The sequence below is a fragment of the Methanobrevibacter sp. genome (assembly GCF_045644645.1).
Taxonomy (GTDB): Archaea; Methanobacteriota; Methanobacteria; order Methanobacteriales; family Methanobacteriaceae; genus Methanocatella.
This window is the reverse complement of sequence record NZ_JAZRHE010000168.1, coordinates 33,306-55,058: the sequence shown is the minus strand read 5'-3', so window position 1 is coordinate 55,058 and position 21,753 is coordinate 33,306. Positions and strand designations below refer to the sequence as shown.

At 38.3% G+C, this 21,753-nt stretch carries 27 protein-coding genes and 1 tRNA gene; 7 read left to right on the top strand and 21 right to left on the bottom strand.

From position 1 onward, the window contains the following. Positions 1–355 precede the first annotated feature (355 nt). The 6 genes from ACKI4K_RS10880 to comA all read right to left on the bottom strand — a co-directional run bounded on the left by ACKI4K_RS10880 (position 356) and on the right by comA (position 6,672). The gene (locus tag ACKI4K_RS10880) at positions 356–670 is read right to left on the bottom strand and encodes a hypothetical protein (RefSeq protein WP_407424900.1); all 315 of its coding nucleotides are present in this window, start codon (positions 668–670) and stop codon (positions 356–358) included. 113 nt (positions 671–783) lie between these two features. Beyond that, positions 784–3,093, bottom strand: a complete 2,310-nt coding sequence (gene hdrA, locus ACKI4K_RS10875; protein WP_407424899.1) for a ferredoxin:CoB-CoM heterodisulfide reductase subunit HdrA — start codon at positions 3,091–3,093, stop codon at positions 784–786. Beyond that, positions 3,090–4,031 carry a ferredoxin:CoB-CoM heterodisulfide reductase subunit HdrB gene (hdrB, locus tag ACKI4K_RS10870; RefSeq protein WP_407424898.1) on the bottom strand — a complete coding sequence of 314 codons (942 nt, stop codon included), beginning with the start codon at positions 4,029–4,031 and terminating at the stop codon, positions 3,090–3,092. The genes hdrA and hdrB overlap by 4 nt, the downstream gene beginning before the upstream one ends. Further along, positions 4,012–4,626, bottom strand: coding sequence for a ferredoxin:CoB-CoM heterodisulfide reductase subunit HdrC (gene hdrC / locus ACKI4K_RS10865; protein WP_407424897.1), 615 nt, complete (start codon positions 4,624–4,626; stop codon positions 4,012–4,014). The genes hdrB and hdrC overlap by 20 nt, the downstream gene beginning before the upstream one ends. Before the next feature lie 12 nt (positions 4,627–4,638). After that, a complete protein-coding gene (locus ACKI4K_RS10860) occupies positions 4,639–5,889 on the bottom strand; it encodes a methanogenesis marker 16 metalloprotein (protein WP_407424896.1) in 1,251 nt (416 codons plus the stop codon). A gap of 12 nt (positions 5,890–5,901) precedes the next feature. Next, entirely contained in the window at positions 5,902–6,672 is a 771-nt protein-coding gene (gene comA, locus ACKI4K_RS10855; protein WP_407424895.1) for a phosphosulfolactate synthase, read from the bottom strand. Between the two features lie 735 nt (positions 6,673–7,407). Between comA and ACKI4K_RS10850 the strand changes: the two genes are divergently transcribed. The 6 genes from ACKI4K_RS10850 to ACKI4K_RS10825 all read left to right on the top strand — a co-directional run bounded on the left by ACKI4K_RS10850 (position 7,408) and on the right by ACKI4K_RS10825 (position 12,400). Further along, positions 7,408–8,130 (top strand): UPF0280 family protein, encoded by a 723-nt coding sequence (locus tag ACKI4K_RS10850; protein WP_407424894.1) that lies wholly within the window; start codon positions 7,408–7,410, stop codon positions 8,128–8,130. 194 nt (positions 8,131–8,324) lie between these two features. Next, complete coding sequence (locus ACKI4K_RS10845; protein ID WP_303371424.1) at positions 8,325–8,612, top strand: UPF0058 family protein; 288 nt, start codon at positions 8,325–8,327, stop codon at positions 8,610–8,612. Positions 8,613–8,667: 55 nt separating this feature from the next. Beyond that, positions 8,668–10,041: a 2,3-diphosphoglycerate synthetase gene (locus ACKI4K_RS10840; RefSeq protein ID WP_407424893.1), complete on the top strand. Its 1,374-nt coding sequence runs from the start codon at positions 8,668–8,670 to the stop codon at positions 10,039–10,041. A 93-nt stretch (positions 10,042–10,134) separates the two neighbouring features. Further along, positions 10,135–10,854: a methanogenesis marker protein Mmp4/MtxX gene (gene mtxX / locus ACKI4K_RS10835; RefSeq protein ID WP_407424892.1), complete on the top strand. Its 720-nt coding sequence runs from the start codon at positions 10,135–10,137 to the stop codon at positions 10,852–10,854. A gap of 17 nt (positions 10,855–10,871) precedes the next feature. Next, positions 10,872–11,636 (top strand): polyprenyl diphosphate synthase, encoded by a 765-nt coding sequence (gene uppS, locus ACKI4K_RS10830; RefSeq protein ID WP_407424891.1) that lies wholly within the window; start codon positions 10,872–10,874, stop codon positions 11,634–11,636. A 2-nt stretch (positions 11,637–11,638) separates the two neighbouring features. Continuing rightward, positions 11,639–12,400 carry a TatD family hydrolase gene (locus ACKI4K_RS10825; RefSeq protein ID WP_407424890.1) on the top strand — a complete coding sequence of 254 codons (762 nt, stop codon included), beginning with the start codon at positions 11,639–11,641 and terminating at the stop codon, positions 12,398–12,400. On the opposite strand, the gene ACKI4K_RS10820 is transcribed toward ACKI4K_RS10825, so the two are convergent. Genes ACKI4K_RS10820 through ACKI4K_RS10805 form a run of 4 tightly spaced genes read right to left on the bottom strand, consistent with a single transcriptional unit; the run spans position 12,397 to position 14,071 of the window. After that, positions 12,397–12,765: a hypothetical protein gene (locus ACKI4K_RS10820; protein WP_407424889.1), complete on the bottom strand. Its 369-nt coding sequence runs from the start codon at positions 12,763–12,765 to the stop codon at positions 12,397–12,399. The genes ACKI4K_RS10825 and ACKI4K_RS10820 overlap by 4 nt on opposite strands. 9 nt (positions 12,766–12,774) lie before the next feature. Next, positions 12,775–13,155, bottom strand: coding sequence for a carboxymuconolactone decarboxylase family protein (locus ACKI4K_RS10815; protein WP_407424888.1), 381 nt, complete (start codon positions 13,153–13,155; stop codon positions 12,775–12,777). Between the two features lie 26 nt (positions 13,156–13,181). Beyond that, positions 13,182–13,679, bottom strand: coding sequence for a hypothetical protein (locus ACKI4K_RS10810; protein ID WP_407424887.1), 498 nt, complete (start codon positions 13,677–13,679; stop codon positions 13,182–13,184). Beyond that, positions 13,676–14,071, bottom strand: a complete 396-nt coding sequence (locus ACKI4K_RS10805) for a hypothetical protein (RefSeq protein WP_407424886.1) — start codon at positions 14,069–14,071, stop codon at positions 13,676–13,678. The genes ACKI4K_RS10810 and ACKI4K_RS10805 overlap by 4 nt, the downstream gene beginning before the upstream one ends. 98 nt (positions 14,072–14,169) lie before the next feature. Here ACKI4K_RS10805 and cobM point away from each other — a divergent pair, with 98 nt between their 5' ends. Then, on the top strand, positions 14,170–14,922 hold the full coding sequence (gene cobM, locus ACKI4K_RS10800) for a precorrin-4 C(11)-methyltransferase (protein ID WP_407424885.1): 753 nt from the start codon (positions 14,170–14,172) through the stop codon (positions 14,920–14,922). 68 nt (positions 14,923–14,990) lie between these two features. Here cobM and ACKI4K_RS10795 read toward each other — a convergent pair whose 3' ends face one another. The 11 genes from ACKI4K_RS10795 to hypA form a co-directional block, all read right to left on the bottom strand. Continuing rightward, positions 14,991–15,470: a hypothetical protein gene (locus tag ACKI4K_RS10795; protein ID WP_407424884.1), complete on the bottom strand. Its 480-nt coding sequence runs from the start codon at positions 15,468–15,470 to the stop codon at positions 14,991–14,993. Beyond that, positions 15,471–15,812 (bottom strand): DUF2085 domain-containing protein, encoded by a 342-nt coding sequence (locus tag ACKI4K_RS10790; protein WP_407424883.1) that lies wholly within the window; start codon positions 15,810–15,812, stop codon positions 15,471–15,473. 58 nt (positions 15,813–15,870) lie between these two features. Further along, entirely contained in the window at positions 15,871–16,575 is a 705-nt protein-coding gene (locus ACKI4K_RS10785; RefSeq protein ID WP_407424882.1) for an alpha/beta hydrolase, read from the bottom strand. Positions 16,576–16,586: 11 nt separating this feature from the next. Further along, positions 16,587–17,531 (bottom strand): methionine synthase, encoded by a 945-nt coding sequence (locus tag ACKI4K_RS10780; RefSeq protein WP_407424881.1) that lies wholly within the window; start codon positions 17,529–17,531, stop codon positions 16,587–16,589. Further along, a complete protein-coding gene (locus ACKI4K_RS10775) occupies positions 17,528–17,842 on the bottom strand; it encodes a DUF1894 domain-containing protein (RefSeq protein WP_292603436.1) in 315 nt (104 codons plus the stop codon). Before ACKI4K_RS10775 ends, ACKI4K_RS10780 begins: the two co-directional genes overlap by 4 nt. Then, positions 17,843–18,301 (bottom strand): DUF1890 family protein, encoded by a 459-nt coding sequence (locus ACKI4K_RS10770; RefSeq protein WP_407424880.1) that lies wholly within the window; start codon positions 18,299–18,301, stop codon positions 17,843–17,845. 12 nt (positions 18,302–18,313) lie between these two features. After that, positions 18,314–19,396 carry a hypothetical protein gene (locus ACKI4K_RS10765; protein ID WP_407424879.1) on the bottom strand — a complete coding sequence of 361 codons (1,083 nt, stop codon included), beginning with the start codon at positions 19,394–19,396 and terminating at the stop codon, positions 18,314–18,316. Positions 19,397–19,432: 36 nt separating this feature from the next. Continuing rightward, a tRNA-Ala gene (locus ACKI4K_RS10760) sits at positions 19,433–19,505 on the bottom strand. 53 nt (positions 19,506–19,558) lie between these two features. After that, positions 19,559–20,590 carry a DUF354 domain-containing protein gene (locus ACKI4K_RS10755; RefSeq protein ID WP_407424878.1) on the bottom strand — a complete coding sequence of 344 codons (1,032 nt, stop codon included), beginning with the start codon at positions 20,588–20,590 and terminating at the stop codon, positions 19,559–19,561. A gap of 20 nt (positions 20,591–20,610) precedes the next feature. Next, positions 20,611–21,264 (bottom strand): hydrogenase nickel incorporation protein HypB, encoded by a 654-nt coding sequence (hypB, locus tag ACKI4K_RS10750; RefSeq protein ID WP_407424877.1) that lies wholly within the window; start codon positions 21,262–21,264, stop codon positions 20,611–20,613. Positions 21,265–21,282: 18 nt separating this feature from the next. After that, on the bottom strand, positions 21,283–21,660 hold the full coding sequence (hypA, locus tag ACKI4K_RS10745) for a hydrogenase maturation nickel metallochaperone HypA (protein ID WP_407424876.1): 378 nt from the start codon (positions 21,658–21,660) through the stop codon (positions 21,283–21,285). Between the last annotated feature and the right edge of the window lie 93 nt (positions 21,661–21,753).

The window sequence follows — 21,753 nt, the reverse complement described above, 5'->3', positions numbered from 1 at the left end:
CATGGCTACGATCCGACTTATTGATATATATTTAGGTAAAATTAGTATATATTTGTTTTTAAATGAATGTGAATAATGAATAATTTGTATGAAAATAAGTAAAGTATGAATATATTTTATTAAAAAAATAAATGTGATGGTCAAATATAATTAGTATAGATAAATGCACTTCTCTGCAGATGCCTCATAGCAAGTCCTTAATTTAAATCTCATGCCAACAGGTATTTTTAATGCTCATATTTCTGTGAATGCATTTCCAGACCTATTTTGCTTAATTTTAACTTTACCAACAACAAAATCCCCAAGAAAGTGGTGTTGCAAATCTCATTGACTTTCAAATCTACATCCTCTTGACTCATAATGCATCAATATGTTCAAATCTAACAATTTGATATTCCTCTTCAGCATCCAACAGCATTTTAACATCAGATTCAACATTTGCATAATGCTGATCCAATTCTTTTTGTCTTTTAGCCAATTCCTCAGACAGCACTTTCCTGTAATGTGTTATAAATCTCTGTTCGTCTGCTCTTGTGGTAAGGTGGTGTTCCCTTATAAAAGGCAAACAGCGTTCATAACCTGTATATAGCAGTACTTTAACAGAAGAGGTTCCAAAAGATTTCCTTTTTACATCATCAATATATAATATTTGTTCAAAGTTCTTAACCATGTCAAAGATTCCATTTTTACTGTCCTCTTGTATTTAGGTTCTTGCAGGCATTTTAGTAGCATCTGACACTACTTCTTTAATCATCTTTCCAGTCATTCCCATCATAAATGGAGCTATAGTTCAGCTTCATCCAATTGGGAAATCTTGGCATCGAACTCATTGAATTTGCGGGCAAGACCTGAGAAGTATGGAATATATACTTTGGAGAAAGTCAATCTTTCAGGGTCTTCTCCCAACTCCCTGATACTGTTTTTGACCCCCTGTATCTTGTGTTCCACTTCATCATACATCAAATCTCCAGGAAACTCCCCGATGAAAACCCCATCGGCACCGTTTTCAAGGGCATAATGTATATGCTTTGGCCTTACACGGTTTACCGAAATGACCTTGATGATATGTATCGATTCGGGATAGCTCAGCCTATTGACTCCAATATTGTCTGCGGCGGTGTATCCTATATTGTCTAAAAATACCAGTATCATGCGTTCCCCTTCACGTTTTTTAGACAATACCCCTTTTATTGTGGCCAATATCTTCTCATCGATGTTTCCGTTTACGGTAATGGCCCTCTGCTTACATCCAACAAGACATTTTCCACAGCCTGTGCAACTCATAGGGTCAATGTAAATCTCATCATCCTGTATGCTCATGGATTTGTATTTGCATCTGCTTATGCAGTCTCCACAGACTGTACACCTTTCCTTATCGATTTCAGCTATGAACGGTTCTATTTCCACTCCGCCATAATTGTATTCTGAAACCTTTGATGCCGCCGCTGTCGCCTGCATGATTGAATCTGTGATGTCCTTTGGATCCTGTGCGGTTCCGCATACATATATTCCCTGAACATCGGTGGCCACAGGCTTGATTTTAGGATGTGACTCCTTGATGAATCCGTCTTCGGTTGTTCCGATGTTCAATATCTCGGCTATCTCCACAGTGCCGTCGGATGGCTCCATTGCAGTTGACAACACCACCATGTCCGCCTCGATTTCCACAAATTCGCCCTTGAGAGTGTCTTCAGTCCTTACGATGAAATTATCTCCTTTTTTAACTACTTCACCCGGACGTCCGCGAAGGAAGCGAACCTCATTTTCCTGTGTGTGCTTGTAGTACTTTTCAAACATTCCCGGTGTCCTTATATCAGTGTAGCATATCAGAACATCAGTGTCAGGGTACTTGTGCTTGATGATGTTTGCGTTTTTAAGCGCCACAGTGCAGCATATCTTTGAGCAGTACCTGTGTCCGTCCGGCTTTTCGTCCCTTGAGCCGACACATTGTATCATCACAACCCTTTTTGGAACTTCACCGTTGGCCTTAACAAGTTTTCCCTTTGTCGGACCGTTCACCCCCGTGATACGTCCAAGTTCAGACTGGGTTATCACATCATCATATCTGGTGTAGCCGTACTCAGGCCTCTTTTCCATGTCAAACAGCTTATGGCCTGTTGCTACAATAATCGAGCCGACCTGAAGGAGTGACTTTTCGGCTTTGCCCCTAAGCTTGATGGCTTTCATAGTGCATGCCTTGACACAGTTGCTGCATTTATTACAGTTATCCATGTCAATCACATAGCTTTCAGGATAGGACTGTCCGAATGGCCTGTAGATTGCCTTTCTCATTGATAGATTATCATTCCAGTCATTTGGAACTTCCACCTCACATGCTTCAGCGCATTTGCCGCATGCGATACACTTTTCTGTGTCAACATACCTTGGGGACTGCTCAACAATCAGGTTATATGTCCCTGCCCTTCTTTCGGCTTCAATCACGCGGGAATTGGTCATGACGTCAATGTTCTCATTCCAGACCAGCTCATTCAATATCGGATTCAAAAGGCACATTCCGCACTCCTCGGCAATCTTGACCGGCGAGAAGACCTTACCTATCTTTGCCATGTGCCCTCCGATTGATGGGGACTGCTCTATGATTGTGACCTTGGTTCCCTGCTTTGCAAGGGACAATGCGGCATTCATTCCGGCTATTCCGCCACCAATCACGGCCACCTCCTTTGGTGTCTGGCAGTAGATGGGGTCCACCGAATCGGACTGCTTTACCTTTTCGATTGATGCATTGATCAGGGTGATGGCCTTGTGGGTTGCCTTGTCCTTATCGGAATGCACCCATGAGCACTGTTCCCTGATATTGGCCATGTCCATCAGATAGGGGTTTAGCGGCTTTACATAGTCCTGGAATGTCTTTTCATGACTGATAGGTGAGCAGGCCGCAACCACCACCCTGTCAAGGTCATGGTCAAATATTGCATCACGTATAATCTTACGGCCGTTCAGTGAACATAAGTTTTCAAATTGTCCGATAAATTCCACATCCAGTTCACTTCGAACCTTGTCCAAATCGATTGTATCTGCGATATTTCCTCCGCATTCACATAAAAAAACGCCAACTTTTAAATCATCCCTCATTTTTTAACCTCCTTCAATTCCCTTATAATTGAATCTATTGGAGTTGTGTGTGCCTTTGCACCTATCACATTATCCAAGTCTCCTCCCATTGCAAGTGCAATGAACTGTGCTATATTCAAATGGATGGCCTTGAATTTCCTGCCTTCCCTTTCGCCAATCAATGACTGGTATCTGTCAAACTGAATATGGCAGTTCGGGCATAGATGCACCAGAATCTCCACATCCTCATCGGCTATCGCATTCATCTTGTCTGCAGTGGCCGTGAATGACAAATCTGGATTCGAATACCTTTGCCTGAAGCCGGTTCCGCAGGTCGCCCTTTTGTGGTCATACCATCCTATTGTTCTGCATCCGCATGCCTCAACCAACTCATCCAGGACATTGGGATCCCTTACGCCACCGACAGTGTCCTCATAGTGCACCTTGCAGTAGTGGCATCCGTGATGGGTGGCTATCGTATAGCCGCTTAGATCATATTTGATATGTTTCGGAATCTCATCGATTTTGTTATACAATATGTCTACAACATGCAGAATGTTCTCTGTCGAATCCAGGTCATCCTTTTCATATTTCAGATGTCCCAATCCGTTGTCTTCAAATAGCTGGTTGATATGCTCCCTTAAATCATCCTTCCCATTGAGCAGTTTAACTGATTTCTTGTTGATTGCATAACATGTCGCACACATCATGACAAGGTTCGGCCTGTTCAAATCGCGTGCTACCTTAAAGTTACGTGCTCCGATTGCGGTTGTGTCAATCTGGTTAAATACGTCTGAATAGTATCCAAGGCCGGTGCAACATGTCTGCTTTTCGGAAATTGCATAATCAATTCCTAACCTGTCAAAGACAAACTTGGTTGATGCCTCGACTCCTGGATACTCGACACTGACCAGACAACTTCTAAACAGAAGTATGTCCTTATCTGGAATCTGCTTCATTGTCCTCCTCCTGGGATGCTCTTATCTTTTCTATCTTTTCCTTGAAACCGGTTATTGTCAATATCCTGCTTACTTCATCAATGACCTCTTCAGGCGGCATCAACGGTGGGTCAAGCTCCAGTTCGTCCCTGATTTCACCAAGGTTCTGTCTGAATTCCCACCATCCTTCGACATCCCGGGCAATATCATCAAAGAATATCTCGGGTATTGCCCCGATGGCCGCCGTAAAATAGCTGTCTGCAAATCCCATATACTCATAAAGCTTGTCGTATGCAATTCCGTTCTTGATTGCAAACTGCTTCAGAATCTGGTTAACCTCACATACGCTGTTTCCGACCGGACATACGCTGTGGCATGTGTAGCAGTAAAAGCAGTTCCACAGATTGTCATCCTCCAGAATTGACACGTCCCCTTCCAAAACCCTCTCTATAATATCGCGGGGATTGTAATCAGAGTGGCGGGCAGCGGGACATGTTGAGGTGCACATTCCGCATTGGACGCATTTCAGGACACCACCTTCCTTTGAGTTTTTGACATCACTTATGATGTCTTCGGCAAAGTCTATCGGTGAATCTGTAATCTTTTGGGTTGTCATATAAGCATCTCACTATAACTTGAATTCTTTGTTTTCAATCATCTTCTTTAATTTCAAGGATAATTTATTGGCCCTGAGCCTGTCTGACTGTCTGCATATGATTGGAATGTTTACATTATCGCCGTCAATCTCCAAATCAACATCCCCGGTATTCATCCTGAATGCATCATGGCGGCAGTGATGTGCACACATTCCGCATCCGAAACAGTATACAAGGTTCAATCTCAGGTTCTTGAATGCGTTTGTAGGGCATGTCTCCTCAACCCGGCACCTGTCACATCTATCGCAGCTGGAATCATCAAATTGAGGTCTTAAATCATGACCGTCCCACATTTCATGATAATTGGTGTTGTCAAGGGGCAGGTGACGTCCCTTGATGTCCGCCACAGGCAGGTCAATATCCTCATCTTTAATCAACAGATTATTATAAATTTCCTCATCCAATACTGGTATCGGTATGGCAACGGTGTCATAGACCTCTCCGCCCTGACCTGTCTTAAATCCTCCAATATAATAGGGGTCCATCTTGCACAAATCGGCCGTCAGCATCAGATTCGGCTTTTCGGCGCTTGACCTTGTGCCGTCACCCAGGATATAGCCTTCGGCACCGTTTATAAGAACCTTCTTGCCCTCTTTGATTACGTTGTGCGGTATGTCATTCTGCAGCGGATTCAGGTCTCCGCACCCTGAAAATGTCAATCCGGACAGGTTGCCTTCAAGGGGAACGGCTGCAAATATTGATGAAACCGCTTCATTATTGGGATTTGTGAAAGCTGTGTAGTTTTTGAATGCCATGCGGGAGCCGACGATTTGCCCGCGTGTAATGTCTTCCATTGTAATTTTGTTTTCTATGGTCTTTCCATCAGCGCTTTCTATCCTTACATCAATTTCATGGCCTTCAAGAAGTTCCTTCAGCAGAAATCCGCCGCCGTAATTGTCATCATAAATCGAGTGGGCCGTTCCATGAAGTATTGCATCAACCGAACCTAGCCACTCATTCGGACAGGGCCCTGCATAGGCCGGAACCCCGTTTAAATAAACCTCCCTGGCCCTTATAAATTCGCCGGGCCCGGATACGATAAAGTTAAGTATGGCCGCAGTTCCGCTCATCACCCCACATGTTCCGCATGTCACCACGTCCACTTCCTCAAAGCTTGGGGCATCTTCTTTTTTTATGAGCTTTTTGAATTCTTCTGCTGTGTAAATATTGGCCTCGCCATTGTCAATTCTTTCATTGATCTGGTCAACGCTTCTCTTTTTCAATTTATAACCCCACTAAATCTTGCCTAAAGTGTCTCCCCTCAATCCCCTTCTTAGGGTTTCAAGGGAAGTGATGTCATCGCTTGATACATTTCCCAAATTGACTGTGTTTCCCAATTTCAATATGAAGAATACCTGCTGGTCCTTGTTTGGAGCTTCCCAGAGAATCCTATCGCCATCGAAACTGTTCAGGATGTAGTCTATTTCATCCTCCTTTGCATTTCCGGACTTGTCGAATATTCCGATGTTCTTTCCGCCTTCGCGGGCTTCGACAATTATCAGGGATGAACCTGCGCTTAGCTCGTCCCTCATCTTTTCAATTCTCTCGTCCAGTGAAAGTTCCTTGTCCAGGTTAGGGTCCTTTTTTCCCACTTCAGACAGCACTTCAAAGCCATCCTCCCTTGCCTTTCGGATGCATTCAAGCTTGTCCTCATGTGGAATGTTTAAAGATCCGTCAGACACCTCAACAGCCGGAAAGCCCAAGTCATGAGCTTCGCTGAAAAACTCCTCCAACTTGTCGTTTTTGTAAGCTAGTTCAAACAATGTTCCTCCTGTATAGGGAGTGACTTCATGAGCCCTGTACATTTCCACCTTGGCCCTGATGATGTCCTGTTCATGGACAATGGATGTTCCCCATCCGAATTTCAGATAGTCCACATATTCCCCTGAAATGTTCATCAGGCTTTCTGCAGTCTCAAGTCCCAGACCCTTGTCCAGAACCATGGTTATGCCGCATTTTCTTGGCTTTTCTTCCCTAGGAATTGATAAGAATTCAAATGATTTCACAATTATCACGCGTGTTAATTTGATTTTTCTAAATATAAATAATTAAATATTATATATAAATCTTTTTAATGGTTTGCTTTTCAACACCAATAGAAAGCCGTTATATCAACTTAAGAAAAAAATAACGTATAGTATATCAAAAATAGATTTCACAATAGTTGTAATTGGAACTATGAATGTTGAAGAAAACTAGTCCATTAACCTTGTTAATTTCATCCATTTAAAATACAAAACTCTGTTCCTCTCACAACTATAAGCTATTAATCAATAGCAATATGAAGATAGTGCACAGCAATAACAAAATAGGCAATCGCTACACAAATATCTTCAAACATGTTTATCACCTATGAAAAAATTTCTTCCCATAATATCACTAATATCTATATGAAAGTTTTACCAACATTTAGAATATATGATATATCTCAAATATTATTTAATTTAGATAGTATTTAAATTAATAAAATTGTATACATTCCCCAATATTGATTTAATGTGTAAATTTTGTCTTAATAATTATTTATAAATGAAATAGTTTAAATAATATGAAATTCATAATCTATGATTAGACATCATTGATGTTCGACCATGTTTATCATGGCACTTATCTATATGTTAAAGGATGGGAATTTTCCCATTCTTATCTTTAAACTTATTTTTAATTAAATTACCTTAAAATCCAAATAATCTTTTTGATAATCAAAAAAATTTAATAGAACACCTGATAATATAACAACCATGCACTATGAAGAAATCAACTTAGGCGAAACACATATCCGGCTAAAAACTGATTTGGCCGAACACGACCTGAAGCATTACATTTACTCAATCAGATCTGATTTAAAAAGTTACATCAGCCGAAACCAGGATTTTTTACTCACAATCGAGCCTCTTAAGTTAAACGATGAATCACTACCTCCGATAGTCAAAACAATGAACGATTCATCAAGCATTGCAGATGTCGGTCCTATGGCCTGTGTTGCAGGTGCAATATCCGAACTGTCACTGAATTATTTGATTGAAAATGATTCCAAAACATCAATCGTTGAAAACGGCGGAGACATTGCACTGATAAACGATGAAACAACACTTTGCGGAATATATTCAAACAACAGGGTTTTGAGAAATGAAATAGCCTTTGAAATAAAACCCCAAAAAAATCCTTTGGGAATCTGCACATCCTCAGGTAAAATCGGCCATTCAATCAGCTTCGGCACATCGGATAGCGTAACGGTAATCGCCAGAAGCCCCTCAATAGCAGACGGGCTTGCAACAAGAATAGCCAATGACGTGACTGGGCAAACTTCAGAGGATAAGGTTTCAAATGCTCTTGAAACCTCAGAAAACTTTAAAGAATTTTTCAATGGAGCCCTGATAATTTCTGAGGACAGTATCGGGACAATCGGAAAATTGCCGAAGATTGTTGAAACTAGTAAATTCGATATTAACAAATCCTCCTGATGAAAAAATCAAAGAAACTTTAAAAAAATGAGGGATTATTTAAACAATTTAAAATTGCAATACAATTTTGATGCAATATTTAAATATGATTAGGTAATAATATAATAACATCGATGAAAGAGAGTAATAAATTATATTTTCATATAATTTGTTGTTTAACTAACAGAATAGGTTAAATAAAAGGTTAGATAGTTATGTATAAGGATGAAATGATACAATTACATCAATTTTTAGTATATGTTTTAAAATACTTAGCAGAAGATGATCAAATAACTAACGACTGTAGCGAATACATCACCCTAAAAATAAGCCCTCACCACATACACAAGACAAAAGCAGAACACAAACATGCTATTTTTGTCCTTTGTAAAATCATATCACAGGTAATTGCTGATAAGGAAGGAAATTCAATTCCTGAAAACGTTCGCAATTCCTTATCCGATTTAGTTGCTCGTTCTGAAAAGGAACTTAAAGTAGCTTAAATCCCTTTACTTTTTTTAAATATTTTTAAATAATAATAGCTTTCATAGTAATATCATGAAAGGTCTTAACAAAATGCTTTGTCTGGTTGACGGCGAACACTACTTGCCGGTCACAAAACAGGCAATAGATACATTAAATAACTTGGAGCATATTGACATATCCGCTGCTGTTTTTATAGGGGGAACTGAGAAACTTAGAGATGATTCACCGGACACATACTCAGAGAAACTGGGAGTTCCGGTGGAATTTGCAAAGGATAAGGACATCCCATATGACACCATTGTCGATGCGATTAGAAAATATGATATTGATACTGTAATGGATTTGAGTGATGAACCCATTCTTGACTATTCCAAAAGATTTAAAATAGCATGTAAGGTTTTAAATGAAGGAATAAGCTATGAAGGACCTGACTTTAAATTTGAACCGACTTCACAATATGAAGTGATGGAAAAGCCGTCAATAACAATTCTTGGAACCGGCAAGAGAATTGGGAAAACCGCCGTTTCAGGATTTGTATCAAGACTGATTGACAAAAACGGATATGAACCGTGCGTAATAGCCATGGGAAGAGGCGGACCTGAAGAACCCGAAATCGTTCACGGCGAAAAATTGGAAATAAATGCCGAATTCCTGCTGGAACAATCCGAAAAGGGAGTTCATGCGGCCAGTGACCATTGGGAAGATGCGCTAATGAGCAGAATATTGACAATCGGATGCAGACGTTGCGGAGGAGGAATGGCCGGTGAAGTATTTTTAACCAATATGAAGAGAGGTGCCAAACTGGCCAACGAAGTTGATGCCAAATTTGCAATTTTTGAAGGAAGCGGAGCTGCCATACCCCCAATCAAAACCGATAAGAAGATTGTACTGGTCGGGGCCAACCAACCTATTGAAAACCTGACAACCTACTTTGGACCATACAGAATCGGCCTTGGAGACCTGGTTATTCTGACAATGTGTGAGGAACCCATGGCGGACAATGATAAGATTGCAGCTGTTGAAGAGTTTGTAAGCGAAGTCAATCCCGATGCAACTGTCATCTCAACAGTATTCAGGCCTAAACCGTTAGAGGACATTTCCAACAAAAAGGTTCTGTTTGCAACAACCGCACCTGAAGGAGTTAAGGACAAGCTTGTGGATTATCTGGAAAGAAATTTCAACTGCGAGATTATTGGAACCACAGCACATCTGTCCAATAGGCCATTGCTTCGCGAGGATATGGAAAAATATATGGATAATGCTGACGTTATGTTAACAGAACTTAAGGCGGCTGCAGTGGATGTTGCAACAAAAGATGCATTGGCTGCCGGATTGGAAGTGATTTACTGTGATAACATTCCTGTGCCCATAAACGATTCATATCCCGATTTGGCGAAATCAGTAATTGGATTAGTTGATTCGGCAATTGACAACTTCAACAATTAGCATGTGGAATTTATTTTCCATAACCCTTTTTTTAATAAAAAACATCACAATTAGAAAAACTTATTTTATAATGAACTACAAATAATAAAACTAATGAAAAGAATAGCTATTGGTGTTGGAGAAAATGAAAACATTATACAGGCATGCCACATTTTCAAAGAAAAACACCCAGATACAGACATAAAATTAATATACAATGATGCCGACTTGGTCAAAGCAGTATTGGATAAAAATATAGACGGAGTAGTCCGCGGATCCCTTCCTGCATCCAATATCATGAAGGAACTGAAGGAAAGATACCCTAATCTTTCAAGGGCAACTTATGTTAATGATAAGGAATTTGAATTTCTGCTAACACCTGTTGGAATTGATGAAGGCACCACAGTTGAAGAGAAATTCAAGATGGCAATGAATTGTGTTGACTTTCTTAAAAAAGTAGGAAAAACTCCTAAAATCGCAGTTCTCGCTGAAGGCAGGGAAGACGATTTTGGAAGAGGCAAGGAAGTGTCCAATTCAATCAAAGAAAGTAGAAAATTAACCAAACTCATCCAAGAAAACTGTGATGCGGAAGTCAAAAATTACTATATACTAATTGAAAAAGCGATTAATGAAAAGTCAAATGTTATCATTGCTCCAAACGGAAGAGTTGGAAATATTATTTTTAGGTCACTTGTCCTGCTTAATTCATGGCCAAGTTATGGTGCCGTAACATTTGGAATAGACAGAACCTATATCGACACAAGTCGAGACCAAAGTATCGAAGGCTATGTTAGAAGTTTGATTCTAGCTAATGATTTAGCTGAAGATGAATAGACAATAAAGGGATTTAAATGGCAGAAAATATACTTTATAGATTATATGAATGGTACATTACCCGAGGTTTAAAACCAGACAAAATGCCAAAACACGTTGCCATCATCATGGATGGTAACAGAAGATACTCAAAACTTAAAGGAAACATAGATGTACTTAAAGGACATGAAATGGGAGTGGACACCTTGGAAAATGTCCTTGACTGGAGCGTGGAGCTTGGAATTGAAATCATCACAGCATACGCATTCTCAACTGAAAATTTCAACCGTCCACAACATGAAGTTGACGGATTAATGAAGCTGTTTGTCATCAACTTTAAAAAACTGGTCGGTCACGAAAAAATCAGGAAAAACGAAGTTAAGGTGAACGTTGTCGGCAGACTCGATTTGCTTCCTGAAGAGGTGAGGGAAGCCATCGACGAAGCTGTGGAAGCAACTGCCAAATACGATAAAAGATTACTTAACATAGCTATTGGATATGATGGCCGTCTGGAAATTATTGATTCATTTAAAAAGATTATTAAAGATGTTCAGGACGGTAAAATCACCATTGATGACGTTGATGAAGATTTAGTAAGCAAAAACCTTTACACTGGAGGATTGGCCGATCCCAATCTAATTATAAGAACAAGCGGTGAGGAGCGTCTGAGCGGATTCTTGCTCTGGCAGTCATCATACTCCGAGCTGTATTTCTGTGAAACATTATGGCCGGAACTGAGAAAGGTTGATTTCATCAGAGCCATCCGGTCATACCAGGCAAGGGATAGAAGGTTTGGAGTCTGAATATGATTGATACCCATTGCCATATTGATTTTGAAGACTTTGACAGCGACCGTGATGAAGTTATAAAAAGGGCGCAGGACAAACTTGATTTGATTATTGCATCAGGCTTTAACAAAAAGAGTAATCAAAATGTATTGGACCTTTCAAAAGAGCATGAAGGCTTTATTTATCCGACATTCGGTTTTCACCCAGTCAGCTCACAAAATTCAACTGACGAAGAACTGAAAGATGCTCAAAATCATTTAATTGATAATCTGGATAACATCGTGGCTGTCGGCGAAGTTGGAATGGACTATTTCTATGTAACTGACAAGGCATTACGCGAAAGACAGCAGGAAATTTTTACCAGCTTTTTAAATCTTGCAAACGAACATAAGGTTCCCATTGTAATGCATGTAAGAGACTGCGAGAAAAAGGCCGTCAATATTATTGAAGACTATGACGACATTCCATATTTTGTTTTCCACTGTTATGGAGGAAGCCTGAAAACAGCAAAAAGAATAATGAACAGGGATAATTGTTTTATGAGCTTTTCTACAATGCTTTGCTATTCCAAACATCATCAGGACCTGATAGAAAAAATAGATTTGAATTATGTTTTGACCGAAACAGACAGCCCCTATCTGGCAATAACCAAAGAAGAGAGAAATGAACCTGCAAATGTCGTGAATGCAGCTAAAATGATAGCTGAAATTAAAGATATGGATTTGAAAACCGTTGACGAGATAACCACTGCCAATGCCCGTAAGGTCTTCAGGATTTAGAAGTGATATGTGAAATTCAAGTTTATCAAAACATCCTTATCTTCTTTGACAGCCTCTATCTCCAATTCAAAATCTGTTAAATCATCCATTACCAATTTAATTAGATTCCAGTCAAGAAGAGAATCGTTTAAAAATATTGTGAATTGATTTTGATTTATGGTTACTGTTTTTCTACAGAATAATTTAAAAGCGTAGAAGTACAGCTCGATTCTAAAAATCAAATCCTCCCTATCTCCAAGACCATTCTCAAAAAACCTTTTCAAATCCTCCTGTAAGATCTTACCCTCATCACCGACATCGGCTTTGAAAGTTTCCATCTCCACCAGATCATCCATCAATTGCCTTTTTTCTTCATCGCTATACATTGCAATCACTCATTTAACCGGCAATAAATCCTTTTTGTAGAATACTTCCTTGGCGGCTATTATGCCGTTAATGGATTTTGGAAAACCGGCATATGCACTCATCTGCATTATGATTTCAACAATTTCCACAGGAGTGTTTCCAACATTTAAAGCTGCATTAATGTGGTCTTTAAGTTGAGGTATTGTTCCGATTGCAGTTAGTGCTGCAACAGTGCACAACTCCCTGGTTTTTAAATCCACTTCTTCACGTGTATATATTTCAGAATATGGAAACTCAACAACGAACCTGGACAAATCAGGTGCTATGTCTTCCAAATCTTTGAAAATCTCTTCAACAGATGACTTTTGAATATTTTCTAAACATTCCTTTCCTTTTTCATACCTGTCCATAATATCCCCTGATAATACATTTGACTTCAAACCCATTTAACATTAGCTGTTGTGAAGACATAATGCGGTGAAAAGACAGGGTTGTATAATCCGTTTGTTGAAGATGTTGTGTTGAAAGTTACTGCAATGGATTTCCTTAAATTAAAGTTAATCCTATCTCCAATTGAATCCAATTCCTTTTTATTGAATTTTTCCGATGCTTTTGCATATACCCTGAACTGGATTTTCTTTTTATTGTAATTGCTATCCCATCCAAGTTCAGCATATGTAACATTTACCAGTTCCACCGAATAGGGATTCATCAGATTATATTTTGAGTCCGAATAATCATAATATGTATCAATCGGGTAAATTGCAGATGCTGAAGAGGAGATTCCTTCAATGACCCCATTTCTTGAAGCACCCATTGCACGGTTCAGCTCATCCTCGCCGGCAATGAATACAAGCGATAAAATTAAAACCATTATCAGAACTCCACTCAACAATAAATATTCTCCGCTGACCTGACCATTATTCTCCTTCATGTTATCACTATCCTGCCATCTTCGGTTTTTGAAATCATATAAGTCCTTCCACTATACAATTTATACTTAGAAGGAATTTTTAAAGGCAGTACTTGAGTTTCGCCTATCCTGTTTGAATTTTTCATCGTTAACTTATCCCTCTCAACAGTTATTTCATAATAGCCTGCCTTAGAGTCAAGGTGAACATATGCGGAATATCCTTCACCATGAGAATTTACCTGATTTATCAAACCGGCCAGATTATCTAAAATAAGCCTGTTTTCCACATTATTTTCAATATTATTATTTGACTCTATTGTTGCCTGAGTGAAAAATAACAATCCTGAAGCAATAATCAGAACAATAAAGATTGAAAATAAATATTCCATTGAAATAAATCCTTTTTCATCCATATTTCTTAATTATTTTAGAAATTAATAAACTTTATTTAAATCAAAGGTCAATTATAATACATAATTATTAAATAATACTTGAAATAAAAAGTTATACTATGAAAGGAAAAGTTGTTTTCATTGGTGCCGGCCCGGGAGATCCCGATTTAATCACCGTTAAAGGAAGAAATGTAATTGAAAAAGCGGACGTAATTATCTATGCAGGTTCTCTCGTCAATAAAGACGTTTTGAATCCTGCAAAAGACGATTGTGAAATCCACAATAGCGCATATTTAAATTTAGAAGAAACAGATGCAATTATCACACAAGCAGTTGATGAAGGTAAACTGGTGGCACGTGTGCACACAGGCGACCCTTCAATTTATGGTGCGATTGCAGAGCAAATTCGTGAACTCAAAAAACATGACATCGAATATGAAATAATTCCGGGAGTCAGCTCCTTGTTTGGAACAGCAAGTGTTCTTGAAGCTGAATTAACACTTCCTGAGATTTCACAAAGCGTAATCATCACACGCCCTGAAGGCAGAACCCCAAAACCTTCTGGTGAAAGCATTGCAAGTTTTTCCAAACATCATGCCACAATGTGTATCTTTTTAGGCATTGGGATGATTGATAAGGTAGTTGAGGAACTGCTTGTGGGTTATGAGGAGACCACCCCAATAGCAGTTGTGAAAAAGGCTACCTGGCCAGACCAGCAAATAATTAAAGGAACCCTTGCGGATATTGCACAGAAAGTTAAGGACGCCAACATAACAAAGACTGCAATGATTGTGGTGGGAGATGTCCTTGACCCCGGTGACTTTAATGCATCCAAGCTATATGATAAAAACTTTAAACATGAATATCGATGAATTAGGAAATTGAACATTTCCTAAAAACTTTTTTTAAAAAAAATAGGATAGTTTGATATTTAATCAAACTATTTGACTGTTGTACTTACACTGACAACACCATAGGCATCCGTAGTGCTTTCCTCATCAACAACCTTGCCATCTTTAACAATCTGAACTTTTAATTTGTCATTTCCGCCGGTTGTCTTTTGAACTGCCGCTGCAAGAACATCATAATCGGCCGGGTCAAACTCTATGACCGCATCTCCGGTTCCCTCATAGTGTGTGCTGTTATCTTTACCGCCCATGGAAGCGGACCATCCGACCGGACATATAATCCTTACTTCCAGTTCACCATCGGATACGATGACATCACCGCCTGATGAATTGCTTCCGCTTTTCATATTGTCAGTGAGATTGGCCAAAATTTGCTGGGATGTGTTCGCATCGGGAGTCAAGGCACCGATTATTCCGCCAACAATGACAAGGCCAATACAGCAAAGCAGAATTACTGAAATTATCTTCAGTCCCAAACTGAATTCATTCCATTGTTCTTTTAGATCTCTCATTTAAATCCCTCCAAGTTTTAAAAACATAAAGTATTTTAAAGCTTTTATAAGTATTCCAAGTCCCAAACCGCCAAGCAATCCTGTTAAAAATCTTAATGCGTTATTGCTTTGGCTGTCTGTTAACAATTGTGTTAGCCCATCAAGAATAGCTGGAATCAAAAAGATAACTGCTAAAGCAATCAAAAAGGGAGTATAATCTACAAAAAAGAAATATGCATAGATAAAATACAGGATTAATGTTATGTAAAAACCCGTACATCTTGCACATACTGGAAATTGATGTCCCCCAATAAAAAAGCTCCTTTCAGGCATTCTATGGCATACCAAGTTTAAAACATTCATTCTAAAACACTTAACTAAATACTTTATAACTATTTATCTGAATCATATTTTAAAAAAGTTATGACAGGCCATGAATGAATTCCATAATTTTATCGGCAGCCTGCATCTGTTGGTCTTCAGGTGAGATTGAAGCTATTCCATCACCTGATTGGGTGCCGTAGTATGCAAATTGCTCATGGTTTCCGCCGACAATAACAAACTCAGTCAGATTAGTCATTAAAGGTTTTGATTCATTGTATTTTTCCACATCCAATACCTCATCTTTAGAACCATAGATTGATAAGACGGGTTTGGTTATTTTTGAAGGCGGATATGCGGAAAGTAAAATCAACCCATCAGCTTTGCCTGTGCCGTTCATATAGGATGCGGCTGTAACACCCCCCAGGGAATGGCCTGCAAGCACATAACAGGTATAATTAGTATTGTCCATAATGGCATCTGCAGCATTTCCATCGAAAAAGGCGATGTTAAACGGCATTTCAACCAAATAACAATCCACGCCACGATTTGCCACCTCCGATAAGAGAGGCAAGTATGAAACATACTCGACTTTGGCTCCTGGATAGAAAATCAGTGCAGTGTCATTTCCCGGTCCGTCCAAAAACAGTTTGGAACCCTCTTTAACAACAGAAACATTTTCAGTACCCTTCATATAATCATTTGCTGTTGTTTCGGCAGGATAATAATCTGTTAAGTAGAATGATATATAAGCCAAAATCAACACAATGGCCACTATCAGTATAATCTTTAATTTTTTATTCATGGCATCATCGATTAACTGTATTTATCTTTGATTTGATTCATCAACTTTAATTTTTCGAAAGCAACATCCTTTGGAGCTCTTCTAAGACCGCAATCCGGATCCAAAATTAGATTGTCCTTTCCGACAATGTCGATTGCCTTCATGACCAGGTCATCCACATCATCCACATCATCGACTTCATTAACGGATGAATCCACACAGCCAAAGCCGATTTTCTTGTTGCGAATCAAATTAGCATTTTCTTCCAGAACGCCAACATTCACATTATTTCCTGCAAATTCCATGTCTAAAATATCGACATTAAATCTGGCAATTTCCTTAAACGCATTATCAAGAGTCCCGCAGACATGCATTGCCAAAGGAATTTCCAGATTGTCGTGTAGAATGTCAATAGCTTCACTGGCCACTTTCATATCAACCATTCCAGTTGACAGGAATGGCTCATCGATTTGAATGTAAACAGGTTTAACCTTTTTGGCAATTGCATTCACTTCAAACTTAAGAGAATGAGCCAGATCAATGATTGCATCCTCTTTGTTTTTATAGAAAGATTGTATTCTTGAAGAATGAATGATTGTTGTCGGACCTGTAATGATTCCCTTTACCCCTTTTCCTTCAGGAATATTGCCACCATAATAATCCTTCATGACCTTTTTCGCATATTTTAAATCATTTACTGAAATTTCCTGAGTTGGATTTCTGATTTTAGAAACAACAACAGTATTCCCATCTTCCAATTTCATTCCAGGAATGTATTTGGTAAAAATAGAAACCATGTCGCCCCTTACCTGACCGTCGGATACAATATCCACACCGGCATCAAGTTGAGCTATAACACTTTCTTTAATAGGTTGCTTATATTCATCATAAGCCCCCAATGCATTTAATAATTTATCTTTACCAGATGAGGGTGCCTTTACATCAACTGGAAAACTTCCCACAACAGTTGATTTCATTTTTTATTACCTGTATCTAATTTTCTTATTTTTTCAACTTCTTCTTCGTCAATAGGCAGCTCCACAACTGAGGTTCCATGGCAAGGCTTGGTGTATGGGAGAAAAACAGTCCCCTTCTCATGGTCAAATCCAATTGGAATCGGTGGAATTCCAATTACTCTAACACCCAAAACCTCATCTCCAGGCTTAATGTATACTAAATCATCAGCTTTAAATCTAATAATCATCGCACAGTCTTTAAAACCTGCTTTTGAAGCATGGATTTCATAGTTGTCAGACTGTTGAAGGTAAGTATCTAAACAAAATGACATTTACTCAAACTCCTTTATTGCTTTGTCGAATTTAACTTTGATTGGAGATGGATTGTGGAATGCTCTTACAGCAGTTATTTTAGCATTACTTCCGCTTTCCTGAATCATATTAACAAATTCTTCAACTTCATCCGCATCTCTTGAAAATACTAACGCTAGGGATTTGGTATTAAGAATTTGGTCAAAGGTTACGAAAAATGAAGCTGCTGCATCCTTATGTACAAAACCAACTAATAAATCATAATCCTTTTCATTAATTTCCCCCAAAGTTCTCTCCAAATCCACCAGATTAAGTTTGTAATATCCTTCAGGATCTGAAATACTCACTAATTTTTTGGCCGCAGGGTTTGCCGCTATTGTAACATCATAACCCATTTTTGTTAATTTATTAGAAACATAAACAGCCATTGGAGTCTGAGATGGAGTTTCCGGACATCCTAACAATACTAAAGCCTTCATAATAACTGCCCCCTATGATCTTGATTTGAGTGTAACCACATTAGCTAAAATCAATGCGCCTAAAAATAGGAATGTTAATAATGCCATACCATTGATTGTTCTGTTAAATACAAATAAACCAATTAAAGCCTGCGCACTGAAAGCCGCAAGTGCACCGGTTAACAATACTTCTCTTCCCAAGTATTTTTTATTGTTTTTCTCTCTTTTCTCTCTATACATGGTCAATACCTTAAAACCAATCAGAATTGTTCCAAGTACGAAGACCATTAATCCGACCAGTCCCAGTATTCCAAAGTCAAAACCATATCCGAATATTCCCGGAAGCATATAGTCAATTGTATCTTTCTGGTTTACCAATATACCGAAAAACATTGGGAAAGGCAAACCGAAGAACAAAACGAATTGCATTGGCAGTGTGATATATCCTTCAGCAAAAGCCGTTCCTTCAGTACCCCAATAGGAAGCTTCTCCACTATGTCCTATTAACTGAATGTTGTTCAATACCGTTTTAATACTTGTTAAAGAGTATTGTTCAATCCTACCTAATCTTAACAATGGAGAGAAAACTGTCATTCCAGTTACTCTGGCCAATACCTCCAGGGATATGAAACCAACAAAAGCAACCCCTAAAAACATCATGATTCTTCTACCGGTCAGTATGGTTCTTTCTCTGAAGGATTTTGATATGATAATATAACCTATAAATAATCCCAATATCCATAACAACAAGAAAGACCTATGCATTAATCCCCCAAATATTGTAATGCCTGCTGTAAATAGGATCACAAATCTTTTAAGAGGCCGTATGTCTACACCCGATTCCTTCATCACTTTAAGCGCTGCAAAGGCTGTTACTGTTCCAAGTAGCGCTATCGGTCCGAATGGGTGAGTGAATTCCGCCTGACTTGAAGATATGATAAGTAAAACTATATCCGCACCGAAAATAAATGTAAAACCACCCATAATAAATAATGATAAAAAAGTTACTACACTTAGTGATAGTGGAATCAAGTTAAGACAGAAGACCAATGATACAAACAACATCAATCCTACTTCAACAATTAATTGTAAATGATTTTGAGCAATCAATAACATATTCTAATCACAATCTTTTTATTTTAAAAAAATAAATGGACTGACCGGGATTTGAACCCGGGGCCTCCGCCATGCCAAGGCGACGATCTACCATCTGAGCTACCAGCCCAAAAAAACTTAATATCAAATACTACTATAATATTTGAAAATCTTAATATATAACTATTTACCCTTTTTTGCCAAATCATAAAGATTGTCAATAATTATCTGGAACAAGTCATCTGTTCTTACATCAACTTTTTCATGAGGATTGACAATAAACTCCAATGCTTTGTTGATTACATCCTCAGTATCAACAGACCTATACATCAAGCCTTTATTGATGTAATACTGATCAACAGATAAAGTTTCACCGGGATAACATGAGATAACAGGAGTTTGCAAAATTGCAGATTCCCTGTTCATTGTTCCTCCAGCACCAATCACCAAATCACATTTTTTGATAATGCTTGATGTGTCAACCGGCGGTTTTAGAATTGAAACATTATCAATGCCTTCGAATATCTCGGACTGTTCCTTGAATCTTGGCAAAATTAAGATATTGGCCACATTTTTTAGCTCATCAACAATCGGAGATAAAACAGATTTTCTACAATCAGCATCCAAATAGGAAGCAAGAGAAGGTTCTGGCCTCATCAAAATAGTTTTAGGATGTTTTAAATTAAGATTCAAATCATTGAAAATATTATCATTATATTCGAAGCTTTTAAAATGCATTAATTCTGAAGTTCCATCATATGGAATTATTGTGTTTGGATCTGCTCCGAATTTCATTAGCTTCCAAAAGTCAATAATGTTTGGAGTGATGATTCTGTCACATAATGGAAGGGTCAATTTGTTTGCAGCAAGTGCATGTTCATTATCAAGGACATATAAACTTGGAATCCCTAAACCAAAAGAAATTCTCGGAAGTTCAATAGAATGCTTGCTAAGGGCAACATCCACCTTTTCATCATGTATTATATCTACGAGATTATAAACTCTTTGAGTGCTTTCCCTTAATTTATCATATAATGTTACACCATGTTTTCCAACAGATATAAAATCGATTTCATACATTTCCAATAATTTATGAATATCTCCAAATTGCCTTGCTGTAACGATTACATCCTCACCTTCAGCTTCAAGATATTTGATTACATCTTTGAAAAACCTTACATGGGGAGCATTCGAAATATCAACCCATACCTTCATGAAATCACCTATAAGAGCAATTAATTATTCTTTTTTTCTTCAATAGCTTTAATAATTTCATCCAATCCGCTACCATCCTTAAGGCTGGATTTGATGATTTTGACATTAGGGTTTAATTTTTTAGCATCCGCAACCATTTTATCTGCATCAGCGCCAACAGCTTCCGCCAGATCAATTTTATTGATTACGACTGCATCGGATGTTTGGAATATTAATGGGTGTTTTTCAACAGTGTCATCTCCTTCAGTGACACTTACCACAACAATTCTCATGTGGGAACCGAGTTCAAAGTCAACAGGACAGATTAAATTACCTACATTTTCAATGATTACCATGTCCAGGTCTTCCAACGGCAAGTCATGAAGTCCATGACCAACCAAATGTGCATCCAAATGACATTCTTTACCTGTGTTAAGGCCGACCACAGGAACATTGTGTTTTTCAATACGTCCGGCATCAAATTCAGAAATCACATCACCTGCAAGAACACCAATATTGTAATCGGTATTGTCAATGATCTCTTCAATCAATGTTGTTTTTCCAGAACCGATAGCTCCAACAAAATCAACACAGAATATTTCCTCATCCTCTAAATGTTTTAGGTTTTTATCTGCCAGCCTTTTATTGGCATCCATAATATTTTTTGCTACTTCCACATCTGCTATTTGATGCATATTTTCACCTCTATTAATCTAATTATCATCAGGTTTTTCAATAACAATATTTTTAACAACAATATCTCTACCATTAAGGATTTCAACTGCAAGACTATCACATTCAGGACATTTGACCATAGGTGCATAATGATCCTTATCATCAATGATTGCATCACCGTGGAATCCGCATTCAGAGCATTCGACTTCTACAGGAATCTCTTCGAATTTAATTTCTGCATCTTCAACAATAGTATTTTCAACCAAAACTCCTAAAATAAATTTCAGTTGTTCCGGATTAACCATAGCCAATCTGCCCAGTTCTATAGTAACCTCATTTACCTCAGTTGCATTATTACTTTCAGCAGTATCTATTACCGCATTAATAATACCCTGAGCCATTGATAATTCATGCATTTTAAATCTCCCATAATAAATATTAATATTTTAAATTTAGTTTTATTAATTAATAAAGCTATTTAATATTTCAAGTAATACCCTGTAATACTT